The sequence below is a fragment of the Acinetobacter sp. CIP 102129 genome, assembly GCF_000368305.1.
GTDB classification, from domain to species: Bacteria; Pseudomonadota; Gammaproteobacteria; order Pseudomonadales; family Moraxellaceae; genus Acinetobacter; species Acinetobacter parvus.
The window spans coordinates 14,757-38,456 of record NZ_KB849332.1 but is presented as its reverse complement, the minus strand read 5'-3'; the positions used below and the strand labels follow the sequence as shown (position 1 = coordinate 38,456).

The following is a 23,700-nucleotide window of genomic DNA, read 5'->3' as shown; positions in this document are numbered from 1 at the left end:
GGATGAAAATCCTGCCTTTTTTTATGCGATTGAAAAAAGAGGTCAAGCATGTCCGAAACCTTGCAACTCGAACAGTTAACAGGATCTTTACAGCAGCTTTTGGGTGAATCCCTATTTGCCATTTATCTGTATGGTTCAGCTGTTGATGGCGGGCTAGGTCCAGAAAGTGATCTGGATGTTTTGGTTGTGGTGAGTCAAGCTCTGACACTCCAGCAACGACAGCAACTGGCAGAAACCTTATTAAAAATTTCGTATCCAATTGGGGCAGCACAGCGTGCACTTGAAGTCACCATCGTACTTAAAGCGCAAATTCTTTCAGGCAGTTATCCACTCAGCTACGAACTACAATTTGGAGAATGGTTACGGGAGGAGTTAAACCAAGGTGCTTTGCTCCGCACACATACAGACCCTGATCTGAGTATTTTGCTGAAGAAAGCACAAGTGCATCATCGTAGTTTGTTGGGGCCAAGTTTGACACAGTGGTCAACGGCAATTCCTGAACAGCACCTCTGGCAGGCAATGGCAGACACCTATCCCTCGATTGTGGAACATTGGGATGAGGATGCCGATGAGCGTAATCAAATTTTGGCCTTATGCCGTATTTATTTTAGTTTGGTGACGAGTGAGATTGTGCCTAAAGACCAGGCCGCACACTGGGTGATAGCTCAGTTACCGTCGCAGCATCAACCCATTTTGCAGCGCATGATCCAAGAATATAAAGGTGAGATAGGCAAGCAAAGCTGGCAACAACAGCATCAGGCTTTAGGAGCTGTTGTTGACTTCCTGAGTTCAAAAATTGATGAACAATTTAAGAAGAAGAGTAGCCTGATCAAATAATAATATTTTAAAAAGGTGGCCTTTTTTATTACTTAACTTTTTCTAAAAATCGATCTGTAAAATAAATAACTCATTCAATATCAAAATTTTAAAATTTAAAGATATATCTTAACTTGATATAAGATTATTTAAGATATATCTTAATAAGCATAAATTAAGCAAATATAGAGAAAAATAAAGATGAAACATCAATCTGAGCATTCTCATGATGAAGCCGAAGCGGCTTTATTACATCGAGAACATCATCGAGCAGGTCGCCGTGGGCGCTTATTTGAATCAGGTCGCATGAAACTGTTGGTGCTGCATTTGATTCAACAAAGCCCCAAACATGGCTATGAAATTATTAAAGAAATTAGTGATCTGGTCGGGGATGGCTATACCCCAAGTGCAGGAACGATTTATCCAACGTTAACTGCATTGGAAGAAATGAATTTGATTCGCTTGCTGGATGCCGAACGTAAGCAATATCAGATTACCGACTATGGCGACAGCTATTTAAAAGAGCAGCAAGACATGTTGGCTGCTTTATTGCAAAAGCTGCGACTAAGACGTGAAATTCACAATAATGATCAGTTGATTGATATCCATCGCGCGATGGAAAACTTAAAAACGGCATTGCGCTTAAAACTGAACATCTCAGATTTGCAGCAAGAACAGATCCATCAAATTGCGAAAAAAATTGATCAGGCCGCGATTGCGATTGGACGTTTATAAACACCTTATCCAATATTAATTTAGAGAAAACTTATGAAACAACATCAATACCATGTCACCGTACAACATTTAAAAGATGCGAAAGGACAAGCCTCGACTTATACCGAACGTTTAGAGTTTTATACTGGAAATCATGACGATATTTTTGAGATCGTTGAACGTTTAAATAGTGCTGAATTTTTTGATGATCAAACCACGAAAGCTTTTGCGGTGGGTTTAAAACTTTTCAGCGAAGTGATGCTGGAAAATAAAGATCATCCACTATTCGAAGAATTCTTGCCGCAGTTCGGTCAATTTATGAAGAATCTAAAGCAACATGTAAAGAAACAGGCTGAATGAGTATGGGGGCAAATGGCATGCAACAAACAAAGAAAGCTTTCTTTACTAAATTACCTGCAAAATATGCTGCTTGGATTATGCCATTATTATGATCGGGGCTGATGAGCGCAACATTATCATTGATGAACTTACTAATGAATGTTGGGCTAATAGATGGATTCGCAACGAAGTGGCTGTCAACATGGCTGTTTTCATGATTGATTGCCTATCCTGTGGTGCTTGTTTTCTTGCCATTGGTGCGACGCCTAACGAGCCTGATTGTGGAGATGCCACTTCACTGAGCGAAAGAATGCTGCTTATCAGTCCTGAGTCAGGATTGTCCCATGCATAACACTCTGCGTATTACCAAAAGACTATATTGAATACTGTTGATATTGTTAAGATCAATAAAACAACTCATTGCACTAGCATAGGTAAAAGAGAGTAATATCATGACTAATAATAACGATTACGATATTTCTGATTCAAAAGATTGTAAAACTTATATCAATCAATTTATTCAAGAGTTCACCATTCGTTCAGCTGAGATTGGCAAGGGTACAATCATTAAACGCGCGTTACCTACGGATGTATGCCAAGCATAAGGATATGGATTTGGGCGAGTTTAGCGTTGAGGTTGACTTTCACAGCAATCGTGAACAACAGGAACGGATTGAACGTCGGGTAATATTTAAACAACCTATTTCACAATTACTTAAAAGAAAAACTTCTTAATGTGTGTAGTAAAACGCCCATCACTAAAACTTTGTTACGCAGTTTAGACATAGAGACCGTGATTATTTAAGACTAAAATGCTATTGTGCTTGGGCAAATCATAATTCTAAACGTAACTGTGAGAGGGATTCATACAGCAGTTGCGTAGACAAAGCAGGCACAAAAATGATTACCTTACATTACCTACAATGTTCACGTTCGTTCCGTATATTGTGGGCATTAGAAGAACTTGGTATGGATTATCAAGTTGAGTATTATCAAAGAACATCCAGCTATGCAGCCCCAGAAAATTTAAAGAACATCCATCCACTGGGAAAAGCACCTATTCTGGTCGATAATGATGAGGTGATTGTTGAGTCGGCAGTCATTCTGGATTATTTGCAACAGCAGTATGATGGGCAGCAAAAATTTAAACCAGAACAAGCAAAAGACCAGCGGCAATATTCCTATTGGATGCACTATGCCGAAGGTTCTCTCATGCCTTTATTAGTCATGACTTTGGTGATGAATAATGTGAGTAAGCATGTTCCTTGGGTGATTCGACCTATCGCTGAAAAAGTAACGGATGGTGTAAAAGCTGGATTTGTTCGTCCTCGCATCAAAGAGCACATGCTATACCTTGAACAATATTTAGGCGAGCATGATTATTTTGCTGGAGATTTTTCTTTTGCAGATATTCAGATGGCTTTTCCATTGATTGCAATTCAAAAGCGTTTACATGGAAAATATCCCAATATTCAGGCTTTTGTACACCGTGTGCAACAACGTTCAGCATTTCAGCGTGCTGAGCAAAAAAGTTTAAATTCTCAGTGTGCATAGGGGAACCAATCGTTCCCCTTTATTCGATAGGGTTTAGCGCTTGATGACGATTGAATCAATACCACTATGTTGTAGCGTTTGCTGAGCAGCAAGGGCAGCATCTTGACTATCATAAGGGCCAGAAAACACACGATACCATGTTTGGCCATTTTCCACTGTTTTCACGACATCAGCAGATAAACCATTCAAAATAATTTCTGCACGACGCGCATCAGCACTGTCAGGATCTGGATAGCTACGTACTTGTAAAATATAGCTTGCTTGAGCTTGCACTGCTGGCTCAGTCGAAGTAATCGCTGTTGGATCTTCTGTGGTAGTTTCAGGTTTTGGTGATTCAATAATCACGACATTACCTTGCTGTTTAGTTTCAGGTACAGCTTGTTCAGGGATTGGAGTAACTTGTTGTTGTGGCAACAAATCGTAGAAACGATAATCTTTGTTGGTATCTTCTTCTTGATAATGATCGGATGTTACCTGATTTTTTGCTGGAACAGGTTGCCATGGTTGCCATAGCATGAGCATGACACCAACACATAGAATCGCAAGAATTGCGACAAGCATTCCCAACCACTTTGGAATAAGTGGTTTTTTCGGCTTGTTTGGTCGTTCAGATACACCACGTTGCGTTTTTCCAAACACCTGAAATTCCTCTTGATTCTATTGGATTTGTAACTTGAATCTGGCTAAAAACAAAGCATTATGTTTGAAAATAATGCTTTGTTTAAGATATCGCCGACCAATGATAGGCTAAGTTTAAAAGTAGATCTGTATAGCGTTGTTAACAACAATATTTCAGATTCAAACTTTTTATTGCAACTGTGTGTATTAATTACATCGCTTCAGGAGCAGATACACCAAGTAACTCTAAGCCATTACGTAAAACTTGCTGTACATTAATTGAAAGCAATAAACGCGCTTGCGATAAAGGAATATTTGTTTCATCAACAAATTTAACGCCATCTTGTGCATACCATCCATGAAATAGCGCAGCTAAGTCTTTTAGATAATTACCAATTTGATGTGGTTCGTAGACATTCGCAGCACGAATCAAAATTTCAGGATAAGCTGCTAATTTAGCGAGAATCTCTGTTTCAGTCTCTAAAGCTAAGAGATTAGCAACTTGGCGAGCAGATGCGACATCAAATGTAATGCCTTTCTCTTTCGCACGGTTCAAAATACTATTTACACGTGCATGGGCATACTGAATGTAGTACACCGCATTGTCTTTGCTTTGAGAAACGGCAAGGTCTAAGTCAAAATCAATGTGTTGCTCAGATTTACGCATTACGTAATAGAAGCGTGCCGCATCATTACCCACTTCTTTACGTAGATCACGTAAAGTCACGAATTGACCTGAACGAGATGACATTTGTACCATCTCGCCACCACGCCATAAACTCACGAATTGAACTAAAAGAACAGTCAGTTTTTTAGAGTCGTAACCCATTGCATCAATCGCAGCTTTTACACGTGAAATATAACCGTGGTGATCTGAACCCCAAATATCAATCAGGTCAGTATAACCACGTTGTAGTTTATTCAAATGGTAAGCAATGTCAGATGCAAAATAAGTGGTTTGGCCATTACGACGTTTGACCACACGGTCTTTCTCATCGCCAAATTCAGTTGATTTAAACCAAATATTGCCATCTTTTTCATAGAGAAAGCCACGTTGATCAAGCGTTGCAAGTGCTTCATCAATTTTTTCGGTTAGCGAAGCTTCGCTAAACCATTCATCAAAAGTCACCCCAAAATCAGCAAGGTCATCTTTGATATCATCCAAAATGGCATGTAAAGCCGATTGGTGAAATACGCGATAACCCGCACCTAACTGTTGTTGTGAATTGGCGATTAAGCCATCAATGTGTTTTTCTTTATCACCAGACAAAATAACTTTATTGCCTTCGGCATCGAGTTCTTCAGCATATTGAACATCTTCAGGCACATCGTTGTAAATGTCAGCAACTGGGCGAACGTGTGCATCGCCATCTTTATCAATAATGCTTTGTGCGATTTCTTTAACATAGTCGCCCTGATAGGCATTTTTAGGGAAAACAAGCGTTTGCCCAGTCAATTCTAAATAACGTAAATAAGTTGATGTTGCCAAAATATCCATTTGGCGACCTGCATCATTGACATAGTATTCACGGTCAACTTGTGCACCTGTTGCTTCTAAAAGGTTGGCAACTGTCATACCGTAAGCGGCACCGCGTCCATGCCCCACATGCAGGCTAGAGGTCGGGTTTGCGGAAACAAACTCCACCTGAATTTTCTTGGCTGCATTGGCCTGGCTGCGGCCATATTGGTCTTTCTGTACCTGAATCTGGTCAAGCACAGCAAAGCGCTGGTCTGCGTTTAAAAAGAAGTTGATAAAACCAGGACCTGCGATTTCTGCTTTTGTAATGTCAGCGACTTCAGGCAGTGCTGATAAGATTTTTTCAGCTAGGTCACGTGGTTTCATACCAGCAGCTTTAGAGCCGATCATGGCAATATTTGAGGCGAAGTCTCCGTGACTTCGGTCTTTGGTACGGGTTAAATGGCTCGTATTGGTCCAATCGGAAGGAAGTACCCCTTGTTGTTGAAGGGATTGTACCGCATGATCAAGCGCTGATTGTATTGCCGTATTCATAGTTACCGAAATAAGTGTCGCGGAAAAACGCTAAATATAGCAAATTTTGTCGCGTTAACCAAATTGGCAAGAGATTCATTCAAACTGCAATCGGTTAAATGTTATGAGGAACGTGAACTCAGTTTCTGTCCAATAAAAATAATGGCAAAACAAAGCGCCATACACAATACAATACTTAAACCTGTGGCAATGTTGAGCGCCGCACTTGACCACAGCCCAACTGTAACGCCAAATTGTGCCAGTATGAATGCCCAGATCACCATCTGTTTAGGAGAGTGTGCCAGCAAACGGGCACTAAGCGCAGGAATCACCAGTAGCGCACCCATCAGTAGTGAACCCACGGCACGTAATGCCAGTACAGTAAACAAGGCCAGCAACAGCATGAAAACCAGGCGTTGCCAGTTGGCATTGACTCCCTCGCTCATGGCAATGTCGGGATCAATGGCAATCTGGATTTGTGCCGACCATGAACGGTAAAGCACCACAAGGGCGCTGATGATCACGATTGCAAAGATAGGTAAATCGGCCCATTCAATACTGAGCAGGTCACCAAACAGATAACTTAACAGTTCTGGACGTAAGCTCGGTACTTGCTGGATTAATAACAGGCCTGAGCAAAGTAGGGTTGCTGAACACAAGGCGAGCAGGGCATCGTTCGGTAAACGTGAGTCGTGCAAAACCCATAGAATGGCAACCAGCAATGCCGCCAGACAGCCAACACCCAGCCAGAAAGGTAAATGCAGAATACCTGCAACCGCGACACCGAGCAGTGTGCCATGCGCCATGGTGTCTGCAAAAAAGGACATTCTACGCCATAGCATTAAACAACCCAGTGGCGCAGTTAAAAATACCAACAATGTGCCCATGATCCAAGCGGGTAATAGTAATTGTAACCATTCCATCATCGCTTAGGCCTTTGGTTCAGGGTGAATGTGGGGGCGTGGATCGTGGCTACAGGGTTCAGCATGATCACTATGTCCGCAGTGATTGTGATGATGCTGGTAAAACATGCGTTGTGTACCGAAAATTGCCTGATATTCAGGGTGCTGCTGAATGCTTTCAGGTAAACCACTACAACAAATGTGTTTGTTCAGACAAACAACGCGATGCGTGCCTTGCATCACCCATTGCAGGTCATGTGAAACCATCAATACCGCACAACCATAGCGTTCAGGTAGGCTTCTAACATAGTCGTAAAGCTCAGCTTCGGATTGAATATCCAGACCCTGCATCGGTTCATCCAGCACCAGAATGTCTGGCTGGCGCAACAGGGCGCGTGCCAGTAATACCCGCTGCCGTTCACCGCCTGAAAGTTGTTGGACCTTGGACTGCTGTAGTTTCAGGATACCTGTATCACGGATAATTTCTTCACGTAAATGGGCTTCGCAAACTTCCAAATCCAACAAGTCCTGCACGCGTAAAGGCAGGCTGGCAGATGGATTAAACTTTTGTGGGACGTAGGCCATTTTAAGCTTTTTGGAAAAATGAACCTTGCCTTTATTGGGTGGCATGATACCAAGCACGACCTTGATCAGGGTGGACTTGCCAGCACCATTCGGACCAATCAACGTCACAATCTCTTTTGCCTGTAAGGCAAAATCAACATTGCGTAAAATATCCCGTTCATCACGCCGAATCGAGATGTTCTCCAACTGGATCAGTGGAGGAGTTACTGGGGCAGGCTGCACTGGTGACATTTTCCAGAAATCTCAATAATGCTGTGTTGAGCAGAAAATTGGTCAGAGGTGGCAAGTTGATCCAGTTGCTGAATCAGGCCCTGTGCCGATGCCTCCTTAACCAAGTGGCATTCGGTACAAATCAGGAATGCGGCCTGATGCCCCTCACGTGGATGACAGCAGGGAATATAGGCATTAATTGAGGTTAGCCGATGGATTAAACCTTTTTCTAGTAAGAAGTCTAAAGTTCGATAAACTGTAGGTGGGGCAGCAGGGCGGTCTGCCTGTCCCTTGATTTTTGCCAGGAGGTCATAGGCGCCCATTGGGGCAGAGGCATTTAAGATGAGTTCAAGCACTTCTTTACGCAAAGGTGTCAGGCGAGCGCCCGCGGCAGTGCATAAAATCTCTGCTTCGGCAAGTCGCACCTTAATATCGTGATGACCGTGAACACCGTGTAAAGCATTGTCATGTTCGTGTGAACAGGAACTCATAAATTGACCTCATTGTTTTTGTAGGGCCTATTGATATTTCGACTATATATAACCTGTGTCGCAGGTGTACCAACAGACGCACTATCATATCATGCAATTCATCTATAACGATCTATATTAAATGGACTGGGTAATAGATAGTGTGATGAATCCTGAAAATAGACATAGGCATTTTTTAACTTTTGTTATATTATAACATGCTTAGCTTTATTGAGTAATCCTGTGATGTTGCGCCTTTCTCTTCTGGTCTTGTTGTCAATGTTGAGCACATGGGGCTGGACACAAAGTCTAGTGGTTTCAACACATCCCATTTACCTGATTGCAAAAGAAGTCACCGATGGTGTGGAAGAACCAGTACTGTTGTTGGGTGACCAGACAGGCCATGATGTACAGCTTACCCCAGCCCATCGCAAGGCAATACAGGATGCTTCATTGGTGTTATGGCTTGGTAAAGTGCATGAAGCACCTCTGGACAAGCTGCTCAGTCAGAACCGCAAGGCAATTGCACTGCTGGATTCAGCTATCCTGACCACATTGCCACAACGCAACCTGCGTGGGGCTGCGCTGTCGAACACTGTGGACAGTCATGTATGGCTCGATCCCAACAATGCAGTGCGGATCGCTTTCTTTATTGCGACCTTGCGTTCACAGCAATATCCAGAAAACAAAGCGAAATATTTGGCCAATGCCAAGGACTTTGCCCAGCAGATGCTACAGGCATCCCAACAATATGAAAGTTCGAGTAAATCCAAACCCTACTGGTCTTATCATGATGCCTATCAGTATCTGGAGCGGGCGCTGAACCTGAAGTTTGCAGGGGCATTAACCGATGATCCACATATTGCACCGACTGCTGCCCAGATTAAATATCTCATGGACAATCGGCCTAAAGCACAAATGTGCCTATTGGCTGAAACATCTGCCAGCAGCAGCCAGTATCGAAAATTGAACCCAGTGGTTTTCCAGCCCGTGGATGAAAGCATGCGTGGTGAGGACAATTTTGTAACAGCTTGGAAAAAATTGGCTTCAAAAACCGACAAATGCGTATTAAGTACACAAAATTGATGAAAAAAAATAAAAACAAATTGACTCTATCGTCAAAAAATGGGCTAACGAAAAAAACAGACTTAAGTCGAGAAAAGATTGCATGTTCAGGGGTGTAACTCTATAATGCCTGCGATTCAAAACAATCATGATTAAAACTTGTCAAGCAGTTATGCTGTAAGTGGGTAAAAAATGAGCCGAACTAGTCGCTTGATTGACCGACGATTAGCAAAAGCTTTGGTCTTCTTACAGGCGTGCATGATTCCTGTGGCAGCGTTGCTGGCATGGGTGATAAAAGACACCACTGCCGCCCTGAGTGCTGCGCTTGGGGCACTGGTTTGTTGGCTGGCGCATTGTTATTTTGCCTGGCAGTCGTTTAGGACAGCTGGGGCACGGGCGTCAAGACAGGTCATGCTGAATATGTATCGGGGAATGCTCGGTAAGTTTGCAATTGTGATTGTGGGTTTTATTTTAATTTTGAGCAATGTCAAACCGTTGTCAGCGGTAGCATTGTTTTGTGGGTTTATCCTCGTTCAGGCTATGTCGTGGGTTGCACCATTCTGGGTGTCACGTCTCCAGCAACGAGAATGAAACACATTTTTGAGATTTTTGGAAGAGGGTACGAGATTTTTGCAGTTCGCAGGATTCGTTCCGCTTCTTTTTAATGATTGACATTGACCAGGTGTGATTTATGGCTGCTGAAGAACATGCCCTGACTTCGACCGAGTATATCAAGCATCACTTGACCAATATGACCTATGGCAAAATGCCTGACGGTACATGGAAATTGGCTGAGACTGCTGAAGAAGCTCAATCGATGGGGTTCACTGCAATTCACTTGGATTCAATGGGTTGGTCTATCGGACTTGGTGTGATTTTCTGTTTGTTATTTTGGACAGTTGCGAAAGCTGCAAATGCTGGCGTTCCAACTAGATTCCAATCTGCAATCGAAATGATTATCGAGTTTGTGGACTCAAGTGTTCGTGATACTTTCCACGGCAAATCGCGTTTAATTGCTCCTTTATCATTGACCATCTTCGTGTGGATTTTCCTCATGAACGCAATGGACTTGATTCCTGTAGACTGGATTCCTTATCTAGCTCAACAGATTGGTGCAAGCGTGTTTGGTATGGACCCTCACCACGTGTATTTCAAGGTTGTTCCATCTACAGATCCTAACATTACCCTTGGTATGTCATTGTCTGTATTTGCACTGATCTTGTTCTATAGTATTCGTGAAAAAGGGATCGGCGGTTTCGTCGGTGAATTGGCACTTAACCCATTTAACCCAAGTAACCCAGTTGCAAAAGCGTTATTGATTCCAGTGAACTTGATTTTGGAATTAGTAACTTTTCTTGCTCGACCAGTTTCGTTGGCTCTACGACTGTTCGGTAACATGTATGCGGGTGAGTTAATCTTCATCTTAATCGCGTTATTACCGTTCTGGATTCAATGGGCGTTATCTGTGCCTTGGGCTATTTTCCACATTCTTGTAATCACGTTGCAAGCATTCATCTTTATGATGCTGACCATCGTTTACTTGAGCATGGCAAGCGAAAAGCATTAATGGTATTGCCTGACTGTCACCTGATGGTTGGGCTTAAATTTTAGTTTAATTTGGTAATAACCTAACCTCTGAGGAATTTTTCATGGAACTCACTTTAGGTCTAGTTGCAATTGCATCTGCTATCTTGATCGCTTTCGGTGCTTTAGGTACTGCGATTGGCTTCGGTCTTTTAGGTGGCCGCTTCTTAGAAGCTGTTGCTCGTCAACCAGAATTGGCTCCACAACTTCAAACTCGTATGTTCTTAATTGCGGGTCTTCTTGATGCTGTGCCTATGATCGGTGTTGGTATTGGCTTGTTCTTCATCTTCGCTAATCCATTTGTAGGTTAATAGCTTAATTCCTAAATCCACATATTGAGGAATAGCGAAATGAATATCAACCTCACATTGATTGGTCAAGCGATTGCATTTGCGTTCTTTGTCGCATTCTGCATGAAGTTTGTTTGGCCACCACTAATCAATGCGATTAGTGAGCGTCAGCGTAAAATCGCTGATGGCTTAAATGCTGCTGAAAAAGCAAAAGCTGACCTTGCTGATGCGCAAGCACAAGTTAAGGCAGAATTAGACGCAGCAAAAGCACAAGCGGCTCAATTGATCGAACAAGCGAACCGTCGTGCAGCGCAATTGGTCGAAGAAGCGCGTACCCAAGCATCTGCTGAAGGTGAGCGTATTCGTCAACAGGCGAAAGAAACTGTTGATCAGGACATCAATGCTGCTCGCGAAGAATTACGTCAACAAGTTGCTGCCTTGGCAGTTGCTGGTGCAGAAAAAATTCTGAACCAACAAGTTGACGCAGAAGCTCATAATGCCATGCTGAATCAGCTGGCTGCTAAACTTTAAGCGAGGGAAATATGGCTGAACTCTTGACGTTGGCACGCCCATACGCTAAAGCAGCGTTTGCTTATGCATCTGAGCAGAATGCAACTGACACTTGGTCAAATGCATTACAATTGCTCAGTGCTGCGGTGCAAGATGAAGCATTTTCCGCTTATTTAAATCGTCCTGAATTGACTCCTGCGGAGCAAGTTGGTCTGTTTACAAAAGTTTTAGGTGAAGATCAATCAGCAGCGCTGTCTAATTTTCTGACACTGCTTGCTGAAAATGATCGTGTTATCTTATTGCCTGAAATTGCAACAGAATACGAACAACTTAAATCGCAGAATAACAACTCATTGGAAGTGGAAATTGAATCTGCTTTTCCAATGGATGCGACACAAGAGCATATTTTAGCTCATGCGCTTGAAAAACGTTTTAACAGAACTGTTCATGTGACTGTTAGCGTTAATCCAGCGTTGATCGCAGGTGTTGTGATTCGTGCAGGCGACCAAGTGATAGATGACTCTGCGCTTAACAAGCTTGAAAAAATGCGGACTCGTCTTCTTGCCTAACAGCAAAAAGACTGAACTTAAAAAAGATTGAGGAATAGCGCAATGCAACAACTGAATCCATCCGAGATCAGTGCGCTCATTAAACAGCGTATCGGCGATCTGGACACCAGCGCGACCGCTAAGAATGAAGGTACCATCGTCATGGTATCTGACGGTATCGTGCGTATTCACGGTCTTGCGGATGCAATGTACGGTGAAATGATCGAATTCGACGGCGGCTTATTTGGTATGGCACTGAACCTAGAACAGGATTCAGTGGGTGCCGTTGTTTTAGGTAACTACCTAAGCCTGCAAGAAGGTCAAAAAGCTCGCTGTACTGGTCGCGTATTAGAAGTTCCAGTTGGTCCTGAACTTCTTGGTCGTGTCGTAGATGCTTTGGGTAACCCAATTGATGGCAAAGGCCCAATTGATGCAAAACTAACTGATGCTGTTGAAAAAGTAGCACCAGGTGTAATTTGGCGTCAATCAGTGGACGAACCCGTTCAAACTGGTTATAAATCAGTTGATACCATGATCCCTGTGGGTCGTGGCCAACGTGAGTTGATCATCGGTGACCGTCAAACTGGTAAAACAGCGATGGCGATCGATGCGATTATCGCTCAGAAAAACTCTGGCATTAAATGTGTATACGTTGCGATTGGTCAAAAACAATCAACAATTGCAAACGTGGTACGTAAGCTAGAAGAAACTGGCGCTATGGCGTATACAACTGTTGTCGCTGCTGCGGCTGCTGATCCTGCAGCTATGCAGTATTTAGCTCCGTACTCAGGTTGTACAATGGGTGAATACTTCCGTGACCGCGGTGAAGATGCGTTAATTATTTATGATGATTTGTCTAAGCAAGCTGTTGCTTACCGTCAAATTTCATTGTTATTACGTCGTCCACCAGGTCGTGAAGCGTATCCAGGTGACGTATTCTATCTTCACTCACGTCTTCTTGAGCGTGCTTCGCGCGTTTCAGCTGACTATGTTGAGAAGTTCACGAACGGTGCAGTAACTGGCCAAACTGGTTCTTTAACTGCGTTGCCGATCATTGAAACTCAAGCGGGTGACGTATCTGCATTCGTACCAACCAACGTAATTTCGATTACTGACGGTCAGATCTTCTTAGAAACATCATTATTCAACGCAGGTATTCGTCCTGCAGTGAACGCGGGTATCTCTGTATCGCGTGTTGGTGGTTCTGCTCAAACGAAGATCATCAAAAAATTGTCTGGTGGTATCCGTACTGCTTTGGCACAATACCGTGAATTGGCTGCGTTTGCTCAGTTCGCTTCTGATCTTGATGAAGCAACCCGTAAGCAACTTGAGCATGGTCAACGTGTAACTGAGTTAATGAAGCAAAAACAATATGCTCCTTACTCAATTGCTGACCAAGCTGTATCTGTTTATGCATCTAACGAAGGCTATATGGCTGACGTAGAAGTGAAGAAAATCGTAGACTTTGATGCTGCGTTAATTTCTTACTTCCGTTCTGAATATGCTGCGTTAATGCAACAGATCGATGAAACTGGTGATTACAACAAAGACATCGAAGCAGCATTCAAAGCAGGTATTGAGAGCTTCAAAGCGACTCAAACTTACTAAGTTAAGCTTTAGTTAAGTTTGGTTCACGGATCAACCTTCGGAAGCTCGAAAGGGCTTTCGAATACTAGGTTAAGCGTATGGCAAATTTAAAAGAAATTCGCGCCAAAGTAGCTAGTATCAAGAGCACGCAAAAGATTACTCGCGCGATGCAAATGGTAGCTGCTTCTAAAATGCGTCGTGCGCAAGAGCGCATGGCTCAGGGCCGTCCGTATGCCGATAATATGCGCCGTGTAATTGCTCACTTAGTTCAAGCAAACCCTGAATATAAACACCGTTATATGGTTGATCGCCCTGTTAAGCGCGTTGGCTATATCGTGGTGTCTTCAGATCGTGGCTTGGCAGGTGGCTTGAACATTAACTTGTTCAAGAAAGTTGTGCAGCATGTCAAAGCACAACAACAGCAGTCAATTGAAGTTGAATTTGCTTTGATTGGTCAAAAAGCGGTTTCGTTTTTTAAGAATTACGGCGGTAAAGTGCTTGGTGCAACGACCCAACTTGGCGACGCGCCAAGTTTGGAACAGTTAACTGGCTCTGTACAAGTTATGCTTGATGCATTTGATAAAGGCGAATTAGATCGTATCTATCTCGTATCAAATGGTTTCGTCAATGCGATGACCCAACAGCCTAAAGTAGAACAACTTGTTCCTTTGGCACCAGCACAAGCAGGCGATGATCTCAACCGTACTTATGGTTGGGACTATATCTACGAACCAGAAGCAGAAGTATTGTTGAATGGTTTGTTGGTTCGCTATATCGAGTCTATGGTTTATCAAGGTGTGATTGAAAACGTTGCATGTGAGCAGTCAGCTCGTATGGTCGCGATGAAAGCGGCGACAGACAACGCAGGACAATTGATTAAAGACCTACAGCTCATTTACAACAAGCTGCGTCAAGCCGCGATTACTCAGGAAATTTCCGAGATCGTTGGCGGTGCCGCTGCCGTTTAACATTATTAGTTTGAATTGAGGAGACAGCAATGAGTAGCGGTCGTATCATTCAGATCATCGGCGCGGTTATCGACGTCGAGTTTGAGCGCAATAGCGTTCCTAAGATCTATGACGCTCTCCAAGTTGACGGTACTGAAACTACACTAGAAGTTCAGCAACAGCTTGGCGATGGTGTTGTTCGTACCATCGCAATGGGTTCTACAGAAGGTCTTAAACGTGGTCTTAATGTAACCAGTACAAATGCACCGATTTCTGTTCCAGTTGGACCAGCTACGCTTGGTCGTATCATGGACGTTTTAGGTCGCCCTATTGATGAAGCAGGTCCTGTAGCGACTGAAGCGCGTTTGCCAATTCACCGTCAAGCGCCTTCTTATGCTGAACAAGCAGCTTCTACTGATCTTTTAGAAACAGGTATTAAAGTCATCGACTTGCTTTGCCCGTTCGCAAAAGGTGGTAAAGTTGGTTTATTCGGTGGTGCGGGTGTTGGTAAAACCGTTAACATGATGGAGTTGATCAACAACATCGCGAAAGCACACTCAGGTTTATCTGTGTTTGCTGGTGTTGGTGAGCGTACTCGTGAAGGTAACGACTTCTATCACGAAATGAAAGATTCTAACGTTCTTGACAAAGTAGCAATGGTCTACGGTCAGATGAACGAGCCACCAGGTAACCGTTTACGCGTAGCGTTAACTGGTTTGACGATGGCTGAATACTTCCGTGATGAAAAAGACGAAAATGGTAAAGGTCGTGACGTATTATTATTCGTCGACAACATCTACCGTTATACACTTGCAGGTACTGAAGTATCAGCATTGTTAGGTCGTATGCCATCTGCGGTAGGTTACCAACCGACACTTGCAGAAGAAATGGGTGTTCTTCAAGAGCGTATTACGTCTACCAAGTCTGGTTCGATCACATCGATCCAAGCTGTATACGTACCTGCGGATGACTTGACTGACCCATCACCTGCAACAACGTTTGCTCACTTAGATGCAACAGTCGTATTGAGCCGTGACATCGCATCTTCTGGTATTTACCCGGCGATCGATCCACTTGACTCAACTTCACGTCAGTTAGACCCATTGGTTGTTGGTACTGAGCATTATGAAATTGCACGTTCTGTACAGAACGTATTGCAACGTTATAAAGAGCTTAAAGACATCATCGCAATCTTGGGTATGGACGAGTTAGCAGAAGAAGATAAATTGGTTGTTTACCGTGCGCGTAAAATCCAACGTTTCTTCTCTCAACCATTCCACGTAGCTGAAGTGTTTACTGGTGCTCCTGGTAAATTAGTACCACTTAAAGAAACGATTCGTGGCTTTAAAGGTCTATTAGCTGGTGAATACGATCACATTCCAGAACAAGCGTTCTATATGGTTGGTGGTATTGACGAAGTGATTGCTAAAGCCGAGAAACTTTAATTAGCAACTCTAATTTAAGGAGATTCTCATGGCGATTATGCAATGCGATGTTGTAAGTGTTAAAGAGTCGATTTACTCTGGACAGGTTACGATGTTAATCGCAAAAGGTGCGGGCGGTGAGCTTGGTATTTTACCAGGACATGCGCCACTCGTAACTTTGCTCCAACCGGGCCCGATTCGTGTTCAGTTGGAAAATGGTACAGAAGAAATCGTTTATGTATCAGGCGGTGTGTTAGAAGTTCAACCTCACGTTGTGACTGTGCTTGCAGATACTGCAATTCGCGCTGACAACTTGGATGAGGCTGCAATTATGGAAGCTCGTAAACAAGCTGAACAATTGTTAGCCAACCAAAAGAGTGATTTGGACTCGGCTGCTGCTCTTGCTGCGCTTGCAGAAACTGCGGCTCAGCTTGAAACCATCCGTAAAATCAAGAATCGCGCAATGTAATTGCAGATTTAAGATTGAGAAAGCCACCGAAAGGTGGCTTTTTTTATGCTGCATCGAAAATTAAAATAAATATAGTTTAAGCGTTTGAATCATCTTTATTGCCGAGTACTAAGGTTGCCAGTTTGACCATATCCATTTGAATGGTGTTGAACTGCTTTTCAATTTTTGCAAAATCTAGCTGGGCAATGTCCAGTTGACCATGCAGCAAGGGCATGCTCAGAAGCTGCTGGTTGGCTGTAAGTAGACTCTGGCGAATCTGGTCAACCTCATTACTTTTTAGGTTTAGTGAAAGTAAAGTGTCATGCAGTCCGTGTAATTCCTGCTTAAGTTCACCTGTGGTATTTTGCAGTTGCTGAACATTTTGATCCTGAATTGCCTGTTCAAGGCTGCTTTGTGACTGTTTTAACAAGGTCACATAATCATCGGTCTCAAGCTGCAACTTTGCAATATCGCGTGCGATGTTGAGCATATTGCCACGACTCAGGTTTTGAGTGTCCTGTGCCTTGATCATTTCGATGCTGTTATCCTGATTCGCTGTTGTAGCAGGCTGTTCAAATTCAGACTCTTGTTCCACCTGCTCATTGTCATGAGGAACTTGATCACAGCCTGTCAGTGTAAATGCAGCAACAAGTGTCATGGCTGAAAGGATGGCTTTGATCGACTGGTTTTCCATCATGGCTGAACTGCACCAAAATATGTGAATAACGTCACTATAATGAAAAAATATGAATAAAAAAGTGATTTTTGTAATTCATTAAGATTGCTTATGTAAAGAAGAGGGGGCTACTAAGATTATAGCCCAAAATCTTTTGATGATTTAGGTAAATGATGTTGTTCAGATATTCATATCTCCAAGCCAAAGGAAGTAGCCACCATAGCTATTGAACTTGAATTCTCCTCCAATATTTTTGCCTTGCTCGGTTAATTGGTGTTTACCTTTATCATTAACTACTAAAAAACCTTTTTGGACAAATTGTTCAAGAAGTTCATTGGTTTTGAGCTTATGTTTTGCCGCAAGTTTAGAGGTGGTTAATTTGCTGAAATCCTCTTGTTCATTATTGTCTTGAACAGTCTCGAACTCTTTAACTTCATCAAGAGAAATACGAACTTCATCGCTGATCCGAATAATGCGTTGAGCTTCTTCGTAGGCGTCTTTAAATACGGTTGCATCTTGATCTTTTTCTATCAGGATACCCATTTCATTATTGTTGACTTGGCTAAATTCATAAAGATTTAGACTAGAGATAATGCAAGTTGATTCGTTTATATAACACTTGGCATGTAGATTTTTGCAGAAGCTGACTCGTACATAATCGAGTTTTTGCATCCATTTAATTTCATCAGGATGCAAATCACTTTTTCCATAAATGATACGAATATCTATTTTTAAACGATTTTTGTCTTCTAAAAGTTCTTTGATACGATCATTCAGTTTTAAGAAAGGACTAATTAAAATCAATCTTTCTTTAGCATTCTTGATCAGTTCCTCTAAATAAAAATTAGTTGCGCTGGTATTAAGAAACTTTGCCATAAAATTCCATCTTTATTTTATATATATAAATTAAAGTAAAATTATAATAGTTATTCAAAAGAAAAGAAGAGGTAAACTATTCTTTTCTTTAAATATATAAGAATTATTTGGCTAGCTCAGCTTCAATCGCACTGACAATACGTTCGTCATCGGCTGTGATGTCTGGTGCAAAACGTGCAACGATTTCGCCATTTTTATTGATGAGGAATTTTTCAAAGTTCCACAACACTTCAGGTGGGTTGTTTGGGGTTAAACCATAGTCAACAAGGTCTTTCCACCAAGGACCCTCACCCGTACGTTCAGGAATCGCCTGAGTCAGTGTCTGGTAAAGTGGGTGCTTATCATCACCTGCAACAGAGATTTTGGCGAAAAGTGGGAAATGCACGTCAAAGTTGAGAGAGCAGAATTGTTCAATCTCATCGTTTGTGCCTGGCTCTTGCTCTAAGAAGTTATTGGCAGGGAAACCTAAAATTTCCAGCCCCTGATCTTTTTTGGTCTGATAAAGTTTTTCCAAACCCTCATATTGTGGTGTCAAACCACATTTTGACGCAACGTTGACGATCAATAGGACTTTACCCTGATATTGATCAAGATCAACATCCTGACCCTTAATGTCCTTAACTGGAATGTGGTAAACCGATTGGCTCATGTGATTATCCTAATTTGTTGTTGTGCAAGACCTGTTTGTTTTAACTGCTATTCAGCCAGAGTGCAATGCTGTTGAGATGAATCCATACAAATAATCCATGAAAACAGGGCGTTCTTTAAATGGAGGCGTTTTTAAGCTGGATGGTGTCTGGCCTGTATAGCGTTTAAAGAACTCAATAAAGCTGGAACTGTGGTGGTAGCCTATCTTTCCATCGTTGATCGCACCATTATTATGGATGCTGGCAGTACAGGCGATTGGCCCAAACCGTACCAGTATTTTTATCAACCTGATGCCTGTGTTTACCGCAATTATTGCCAGCCTCTGGTTGTCTGAACAATGGATGATCTACCATAGCATTGGTGGTGTGATGATTCTGGTGGGTATTGTGATGGCACAGAAGAAAACGGTGAAAGCACCAGCCAGACGGGTGGAATCAGCCTAATTCAGGTTCCATAAAGGTGTGTTTGTTGAAAATAAAAACAAACACACCAAAAAATTTATCTAATGAGCATTCTTTCTATATGATTTACAAATATATTTTAAAGTGTGACTAAATTTGTCATTTAAAAAAAGCTGAATAAAAATAAAAATATAATTTTATTAAAATAATGAAAGTGACAAAAATGGTACGCTTTTCACATTTTTTGTTAGATAAATAATATATTTGTATAAGTTGAACAATTGTTCCATAATACCGCCCACAGCAAGCTGATTCGTTATGAGAATGAAGAAGTTGCTTGCCAAATTTGTGAACCCTCTGGATGTGATTATCCACATCCTTTTTATGCTCAGTTATCCCTATATAACTGAGCTTTTTTTTGTCTGCTCTTCACCGAATTATATGATTAATGTACTAAGCACGAATCACTTCACCTGTAAGTGCATTTAAGATTCGGCTCGGTTGCTGGCTCAGTCCCAGATCACCCTTTAGGTAATGCAGCGATGAGGCAAAGTAATCCTGTGCCTGTTGCAGGCTATGTGCAGGTGTTAAACCCGCAGGATTGGCACTGGTTGAAACAATAAAGCCACCAAAGCTGTTGCACAGCCCAACACACAGGGGATGGGTGGTCACACGTACCGCGACAAGGGGATGCTGTCCCTTAATCCAGTCTGGAATGTGCTGATCCGCAGGGAGTAGCCAGGTGGTGGCACGCTCTGTCGGCAAACGGTTGGACCAGCTTGCAATGACTTGCTGGCGAATATCGGCTGTTAAGCTTTGTAGTAAGTGTTCAACCTGATCAAGGTGCCCAGCCAGTAAAATCACCCCCTTTTCCATTGGACGATGTTTCAGTTCCAAAATGTGCTGAAACGCCTGTTCATTGAATGGATCACAGCCCAACCCCCAGACGGCTTCAGTGGGATAGGCAAGCACTTCACCCTGTTTTAATAGTTGTGCCGCTTCAGAAATGGAGGATGTGATCATGCGAAAACTGAGAATCAAGGGATAGATGTTGCTAGTTTAATGCATTGGGCGGCAACGTAAATAGCGTCCACCTTGCTGGATACATAAACCGAGCAATTCCAGTTCCATTAACTGGGCGGTGAGGTCAGCAATCGATGCTGAATAGCGCTGGGCAAGTTGGTCGAGGTCTTGTCCAACCCAGTCCAGTATCTGGTAGAGTTCGATCAGGTGCGTAGGCAGGCTGGGTGGTGGAGGTACTGTTTCTTTGGGTTCTTCAACACGTTGTTGCTGGGCTTGCCATTGGGTTGGTAAAGCCAGATCTTCAATGATCTGTTCAGGATGGTCAACCAGGGTTGCACCCTCCCGAATCAGTTGATGGCAACCTTGATGATGCTCGCTGTAAATATGTCCAGGAATGGCGAAGACCATTTTGCCCTGATTTGCCGCTGCATTTGCCGTGGTGATGGAACCGCTTTTTAATGCCGCCTCCACCACCAACACGCCAAGGCTCAAGCCGCTGACAATACGGTTACGCCGTGGAAAAAACGCGGCTAAAGGCAGGGTGGCAGGCAAGAACTCAGTCACAATTGCGCCCGATTGACGAATTTCTTCGGCTAATTGTTTATGCTGGGCAGGATAAATGGTATCCAGTCCTGTGCCCATCACTGCAATGGTTCGCTGATGCGCCAGTCCACCACGATGTGCTGCCTCATCAATACCATGTGCCAGACCACTGCTGATATAAAAGCCTTTTTCACTTAAATAATAGCCAAAGTCATAGGCCATTTGCCGTCCATGAGGGCTGGGCTTGCGGCTGCCCACTACAGCGATTTGGGGTTGTAACAGTGCCGATGCCTGTCCCTGCCCAAATAAAATCGGTGGGTGGTCTGAATAGGGCAATAGCTGGGTTGGATAGCCGATATCGTCAGGCGTTAAGATGAAGTCACTGTGTTTTTGAATGAGTTGAACGGTCTGTGCAAATTGTTGCTGCCCCTGCGCAGTCTGGAATTCCTGCAAACGTTTTAAATGACTGGCATGTAGGCCAAGTTGCTGCCATTCTGCAAAGCGGTTGGGTTGAGTTGCCTGTTCACAACTGCCAAAGTGATGAAGAATTTTTGGAAAACTGGAGAGCGAATGTTGAACCAAATACCACACCAAAACAGTGGCGTAGTGCTGAGGTGATAATTGATCCAACATGGGGCTTTAGGACTTAGTCGTCAAGACGAGGTGGCTTGATGTTTGAACCAATCTTGATTGGTAGCTCACTTTCCAGCACATAGGCATAGCTGATACGGTCAAAACTCTTAAAGATCATGACACTGCCCACATATTGTCCAGGAAGTTTAACGGTTTCCTTGGTTTTAGGGTCACGAACAGTTTCACCATCCTGATAGGTGCTGAAAACCTGTCCGATCTCAATACCGTCAGCCGTACCACGGTCTACGGTCACCACGCCGTTTTTCGCAGCAGTTCCAATTGAACCCATGACACGAATGATCTTGCCGCCATCTTTGACCTGACCTGCATCAGTTGGGTAGAACAGGGTAGGCAGCATGGCATCCTGTTCAGCCATGACGCGGTCGCCACGGCGGACTTCACCATTGTAGCTGTCGGTCAGTTCAACCGTAGTGATGTCATTTTCGTTGCGAATGGCAACACCCGAAGCGACTTGGGTTAACTCAATGCCAAGCACCTGTTTTTTGCCTTTCTCATCCAGCACCACATATGGTTCGCCCTCACGGAACACACCATAGCGTTGACCATTTTCAAGACCCTGACCACGGACATAAACGCTCTGGCCCTTGCCTGCAAGAACGCGGTTGTCTGCGGTGCCCAGAATATACGGTGTATTGGCAATCGCATCGGCTGGAAGTACCGAGGTGCGTTCCAGCCATTGTTGAATATGAGCTAATGGAATAACCGGGACGCTATTATTCAAAGCTTCAATGCGAACCTTTGGACGTAAAGTAGAAGTATTGCCAGAGTAACGACGAATGATACCGTCACAACCATCACCTTCATCTTTACCGATCAGTGGTTTACCGTTCAAACTACAAAGTAGCAAGCGATCACCAGGATAAATCCAGTGTGGGTTTTTAACATGTTTGTTGCTTGCCCAGATTTCAGGCCAGCGCCACGGCTTGCTTAAAAACTTGCCCGAAATGTCCCAGAGGGTATCGCCTTTTTTCACCACATAAACATGCGGTGCGCCTGCTTTCACTGACGGTGGGCTGACATTCGGACTGGCTGCATGGGTCAGGTTTACCGTCATGCCCAATCCAGCACAAATTGCAGCAGCAATTAGTTGTTTTTTTAACCCCAAGGCATGAAATGATTGTATGCCGTTTAAAACCTTTTTCATTATCATAATTCCTAAAAATTATCTGTGTAGTTGCGCTATAATAACGACTTTACACACAATTTTTTGATCAAGCATTCCCTTCAGTTGGTTTTTTGATCAATGGCATAAGTGAGGAACAGTATGGCCTTATTACCTATTTTAAGTTTTCCTGATCCCCGTCTTCGTACCATTGCTAAGCCAGTCGAAGAAGTCACTGATGATATTCGTCAGCTTGCAGCAGATATGTTTGAAACCATGTACGAGGCACCGGGTATAGGTTTAGCGGCAACTCAGGTTGATCATCATATTCAGCTTATTGTTATGGACATCTCTGAAGAGAAAAACCAACCGATGGTGTTCATTAACCCCAAAGTCACTCCACTGACCGTAGAGACACAGCCCTACGAAGAAGGCTGTCTCTCTGTGCCTCAAATATACGATAAAGTTGAGCGTCCGTCACGTGTAAAAATTGAAGCAATTAACCTTGATGGTCAAGCATTTGAGTTAGAAGCTGACGAACTTCTCGCAGTTTGTATCCAACATGAAATGGATCACTTAAATGGAAAACTGTTTGTAGACTATTTATCGCCATTAAAGCGACAGCGTGCACGTGAAAAAGTTGAAAAAGTTGTACGTCAACGCGATAAGGAAAAAGTTGCGGTTAAACGTTAACACATGTTTTTCGGTTATTAAAAGTGCCCTTATTGTTTCGTAGTGGTTTAATGCTTGCATTTACCGCAGTCTGTTTACAGATTGCGGTGTTTTTGCAGCCTCTACTGCCGAAGCAATATCAGATTGCACCCGTCTGTGAAACGATTACCCAAGCGTTATTGTTGCCTAAATTAAAAGCTGAACAGCAGTCTGTATCGCACAATATGCATCATCATTCACATCAGCTTGAACAACATCAAAGCTTGATGTCGAAACATGACCACCACGATCCAAACCATCAATGTCAGTACTGTACTGTCTATGCCAATCTGGTATTACCACCAGAATTCGGCGTGAAAGAAGTTTTAGTCCGAATCCAAATCCGTTTAGTCGCGTATCAACAGGCATTTAAGCATATTTATTTTGCACTGCAACGGCTATTCTTATTACCTCAAGGGCGAGCACCGCCACTCTTTGCATAAATTAAAACGTCAATTTCATTAG

General features: G+C 43.1%; 27 protein-coding genes and 5 pseudogenes. 20 read left to right on the top strand and 12 right to left on the bottom strand.

Going from position 1 to position 23,700, the window contains the following annotated elements; genetic code table 11:
• Positions 1 to 48 precede the first annotated feature (48 nt).
• The 7 genes and pseudogenes from F973_RS00210 (at position 49) to F973_RS00190 (ending at position 3,423) form a co-directional block, all read left to right on the top strand.
• Positions 49 to 837, top strand: coding sequence for an aminoglycoside nucleotidyltransferase ANT(3'')-IIc (locus F973_RS00210; protein ID WP_004758588.1), 789 nt, complete (start codon positions 49 to 51; stop codon positions 835 to 837).
• Between the two features lie 180 nt (positions 838 to 1,017).
• Positions 1,018 to 1,551 carry a PadR family transcriptional regulator gene (locus F973_RS00205; protein ID WP_004758585.1) on the top strand — a complete coding sequence of 178 codons (534 nt, stop codon included), beginning with the start codon at positions 1,018 to 1,020 and terminating at the stop codon, positions 1,549 to 1,551.
• A 33-nt stretch (positions 1,552 to 1,584) separates the two neighbouring features.
• A complete protein-coding gene (locus F973_RS00200; protein ID WP_004758584.1) occupies positions 1,585 to 1,890 on the top strand; it encodes a DUF3861 domain-containing protein in 306 nt (101 codons plus the stop codon).
• Between the two features lie 2 nt (positions 1,891 to 1,892).
• Positions 1,893 to 2,171: pseudogene (locus tag F973_RS15155) on the top strand (DUF2798 domain-containing protein).
• Between the two features lie 150 nt (positions 2,172 to 2,321).
• A pseudogene (locus F973_RS15320) lies at positions 2,322 to 2,456 on the top strand (hypothetical protein); the annotation flags it as partial.
• A pseudogene (locus tag F973_RS14195) lies at positions 2,452 to 2,674 on the top strand (OsmC family protein); the annotation flags it as partial. The pseudogenes F973_RS15320 and F973_RS14195, both read left to right, overlap by 5 nt.
• A 95-nt stretch (positions 2,675 to 2,769) precedes the next feature.
• Positions 2,770 to 3,423 carry a glutathione S-transferase family protein gene (locus F973_RS00190; RefSeq protein WP_004758577.1) on the top strand — a complete coding sequence of 218 codons (654 nt, stop codon included), beginning with the start codon at positions 2,770 to 2,772 and terminating at the stop codon, positions 3,421 to 3,423.
• A gap of 33 nt (positions 3,424 to 3,456) precedes the next feature.
• On the opposite strand, the gene F973_RS00185 is transcribed toward F973_RS00190, so the two are convergent.
• From F973_RS00185 to F973_RS00165, 5 genes are all read right to left on the bottom strand, one after another.
• Positions 3,457 to 4,062, bottom strand: coding sequence for an SPOR domain-containing protein (locus tag F973_RS00185; protein ID WP_004758575.1), 606 nt, complete (start codon positions 4,060 to 4,062; stop codon positions 3,457 to 3,459).
• Between the two features lie 190 nt (positions 4,063 to 4,252).
• Positions 4,253 to 6,052 (bottom strand): arginine--tRNA ligase, encoded by a 1,800-nt coding sequence (gene argS, locus F973_RS00180; protein ID WP_004758573.1) that lies wholly within the window; start codon positions 6,050 to 6,052, stop codon positions 4,253 to 4,255.
• 101 nt (positions 6,053 to 6,153) lie between these two features.
• Positions 6,154 to 6,957 carry a zinc ABC transporter permease subunit ZnuB gene (gene znuB, locus F973_RS00175; RefSeq protein ID WP_004674090.1) on the bottom strand — a complete coding sequence of 268 codons (804 nt, stop codon included), beginning with the start codon at positions 6,955 to 6,957 and terminating at the stop codon, positions 6,154 to 6,156.
• A gap of 3 nt (positions 6,958 to 6,960) precedes the next feature.
• Positions 6,961 to 7,749, bottom strand: coding sequence for a zinc ABC transporter ATP-binding protein ZnuC (gene znuC, locus F973_RS00170; RefSeq protein WP_004758571.1), 789 nt, complete (start codon positions 7,747 to 7,749; stop codon positions 6,961 to 6,963).
• The gene (locus F973_RS00165; protein ID WP_004758569.1) at positions 7,722 to 8,219 is read right to left on the bottom strand and encodes a transcriptional repressor; all 498 of its coding nucleotides are present in this window, start codon (positions 8,217 to 8,219) and stop codon (positions 7,722 to 7,724) included. The genes znuC and F973_RS00165 overlap by 28 nt, the downstream gene beginning before the upstream one ends.
• A 225-nt stretch (positions 8,220 to 8,444) precedes the next feature.
• Here F973_RS00165 and F973_RS00160 point away from each other — a divergent pair, with 225 nt between their 5' ends.
• The 10 genes from F973_RS00160 to F973_RS00115 all read left to right on the top strand — a co-directional run bounded on the left by F973_RS00160 (position 8,445) and on the right by F973_RS00115 (position 16,622).
• On the top strand, positions 8,445 to 9,284 hold the full coding sequence (locus tag F973_RS00160; protein WP_004758567.1) for a metal ABC transporter substrate-binding protein: 840 nt from the start codon (positions 8,445 to 8,447) through the stop codon (positions 9,282 to 9,284).
• Between the two features lie 171 nt (positions 9,285 to 9,455).
• On the top strand, positions 9,456 to 9,854 hold the full coding sequence (locus tag F973_RS00155) for an ATP synthase subunit I (RefSeq protein ID WP_034422563.1): 399 nt from the start codon (positions 9,456 to 9,458) through the stop codon (positions 9,852 to 9,854).
• 100 nt (positions 9,855 to 9,954) lie between these two features.
• Positions 9,955 to 10,830 (top strand): F0F1 ATP synthase subunit A, encoded by an 876-nt coding sequence (gene atpB / locus F973_RS00150; RefSeq protein ID WP_004758565.1) that lies wholly within the window; start codon positions 9,955 to 9,957, stop codon positions 10,828 to 10,830.
• An 82-nt stretch (positions 10,831 to 10,912) separates the two neighbouring features.
• Positions 10,913 to 11,158 carry a F0F1 ATP synthase subunit C gene (gene atpE, locus F973_RS00145; protein ID WP_000424060.1) on the top strand — a complete coding sequence of 82 codons (246 nt, stop codon included), beginning with the start codon at positions 10,913 to 10,915 and terminating at the stop codon, positions 11,156 to 11,158.
• A gap of 39 nt (positions 11,159 to 11,197) precedes the next feature.
• Complete coding sequence (locus F973_RS00140; protein ID WP_004680057.1) at positions 11,198 to 11,668, top strand: F0F1 ATP synthase subunit B; 471 nt, start codon at positions 11,198 to 11,200, stop codon at positions 11,666 to 11,668.
• A gap of 11 nt (positions 11,669 to 11,679) precedes the next feature.
• A complete protein-coding gene (locus F973_RS00135; protein ID WP_004758562.1) occupies positions 11,680 to 12,216 on the top strand; it encodes a F0F1 ATP synthase subunit delta in 537 nt (178 codons plus the stop codon).
• A gap of 42 nt (positions 12,217 to 12,258) precedes the next feature.
• On the top strand, positions 12,259 to 13,803 hold the full coding sequence (gene atpA / locus F973_RS00130; protein WP_004758561.1) for a F0F1 ATP synthase subunit alpha: 1,545 nt from the start codon (positions 12,259 to 12,261) through the stop codon (positions 13,801 to 13,803).
• 77 nt (positions 13,804 to 13,880) lie between these two features.
• Positions 13,881 to 14,750 (top strand): F0F1 ATP synthase subunit gamma, encoded by an 870-nt coding sequence (atpG, locus tag F973_RS00125; protein ID WP_004674080.1) that lies wholly within the window; start codon positions 13,881 to 13,883, stop codon positions 14,748 to 14,750.
• Between the two features lie 29 nt (positions 14,751 to 14,779).
• Positions 14,780 to 16,174, top strand: a complete 1,395-nt coding sequence (atpD, locus tag F973_RS00120) for a F0F1 ATP synthase subunit beta (RefSeq protein ID WP_004665200.1) — start codon at positions 14,780 to 14,782, stop codon at positions 16,172 to 16,174.
• A gap of 28 nt (positions 16,175 to 16,202) precedes the next feature.
• A complete protein-coding gene (locus F973_RS00115; protein WP_004674078.1) occupies positions 16,203 to 16,622 on the top strand; it encodes a F0F1 ATP synthase subunit epsilon in 420 nt (139 codons plus the stop codon).
• Between the two features lie 76 nt (positions 16,623 to 16,698).
• On the opposite strand, the gene F973_RS00110 is transcribed toward F973_RS00115, so the two are convergent.
• From F973_RS00110 to F973_RS15620, 4 genes and pseudogenes are all read right to left on the bottom strand, one after another.
• Positions 16,699 to 17,298 (bottom strand): hypothetical protein, encoded by a 600-nt coding sequence (locus tag F973_RS00110; RefSeq protein ID WP_004758559.1) that lies wholly within the window; start codon positions 17,296 to 17,298, stop codon positions 16,699 to 16,701.
• 159 nt (positions 17,299 to 17,457) lie between these two features.
• Positions 17,458 to 18,153, bottom strand: a complete 696-nt coding sequence (locus F973_RS00105; RefSeq protein ID WP_004680047.1) for a phospholipase D family protein — start codon at positions 18,151 to 18,153, stop codon at positions 17,458 to 17,460.
• Positions 18,154 to 18,256: 103 nt separating this feature from the next.
• Positions 18,257 to 18,802 (bottom strand): glutathione peroxidase, encoded by a 546-nt coding sequence (locus tag F973_RS00100; RefSeq protein WP_004758558.1) that lies wholly within the window; start codon positions 18,800 to 18,802, stop codon positions 18,257 to 18,259.
• Between the two features lie 115 nt (positions 18,803 to 18,917).
• A pseudogene (locus F973_RS15620) lies at positions 18,918 to 19,006 on the bottom strand (AraC family transcriptional regulator); the annotation flags it as partial.
• Here F973_RS15620 and F973_RS00095 point away from each other — a divergent pair.
• A pseudogene (locus F973_RS00095) lies at positions 19,005 to 19,244 on the top strand (EamA family transporter); the annotation flags it as partial. The pseudogenes F973_RS15620 and F973_RS00095 overlap by 2 nt on opposite strands.
• Positions 19,245 to 19,655: 411 nt before the next feature.
• Here F973_RS00095 and F973_RS00090 read toward each other — a convergent pair.
• Genes F973_RS00090 through F973_RS00080 form a run of 3 tightly spaced genes read right to left on the bottom strand, consistent with a single transcriptional unit; the run spans position 19,656 to position 22,566 of the window.
• On the bottom strand, positions 19,656 to 20,225 hold the full coding sequence (locus F973_RS00090; protein WP_004758553.1) for an L-threonylcarbamoyladenylate synthase type 1 TsaC: 570 nt from the start codon (positions 20,223 to 20,225) through the stop codon (positions 19,656 to 19,658).
• A gap of 36 nt (positions 20,226 to 20,261) precedes the next feature.
• The gene (dprA, locus tag F973_RS00085; protein WP_004680041.1) at positions 20,262 to 21,401 is read right to left on the bottom strand and encodes a DNA-processing protein DprA; all 1,140 of its coding nucleotides are present in this window, start codon (positions 21,399 to 21,401) and stop codon (positions 20,262 to 20,264) included.
• Positions 21,402 to 21,414: 13 nt separating this feature from the next.
• Positions 21,415 to 22,566, bottom strand: a complete 1,152-nt coding sequence (locus F973_RS00080; RefSeq protein WP_004758551.1) for a LysM peptidoglycan-binding domain-containing protein — start codon at positions 22,564 to 22,566, stop codon at positions 21,415 to 21,417.
• A gap of 120 nt (positions 22,567 to 22,686) precedes the next feature.
• Here F973_RS00080 and def point away from each other — a divergent pair, with 120 nt between their 5' ends.
• Both def and F973_RS00070 read left to right on the top strand, forming a co-directional pair.
• Positions 22,687 to 23,217 carry a peptide deformylase gene (def, locus tag F973_RS00075; RefSeq protein WP_004674064.1) on the top strand — a complete coding sequence of 177 codons (531 nt, stop codon included), beginning with the start codon at positions 22,687 to 22,689 and terminating at the stop codon, positions 23,215 to 23,217.
• Between the two features lie 50 nt (positions 23,218 to 23,267).
• The gene (locus tag F973_RS00070; RefSeq protein WP_004680035.1) at positions 23,268 to 23,678 is read left to right on the top strand and encodes a DUF2946 family protein; all 411 of its coding nucleotides are present in this window, start codon (positions 23,268 to 23,270) and stop codon (positions 23,676 to 23,678) included.
• The last annotated feature ends 22 nt before the right edge of the window (positions 23,679 to 23,700 follow it).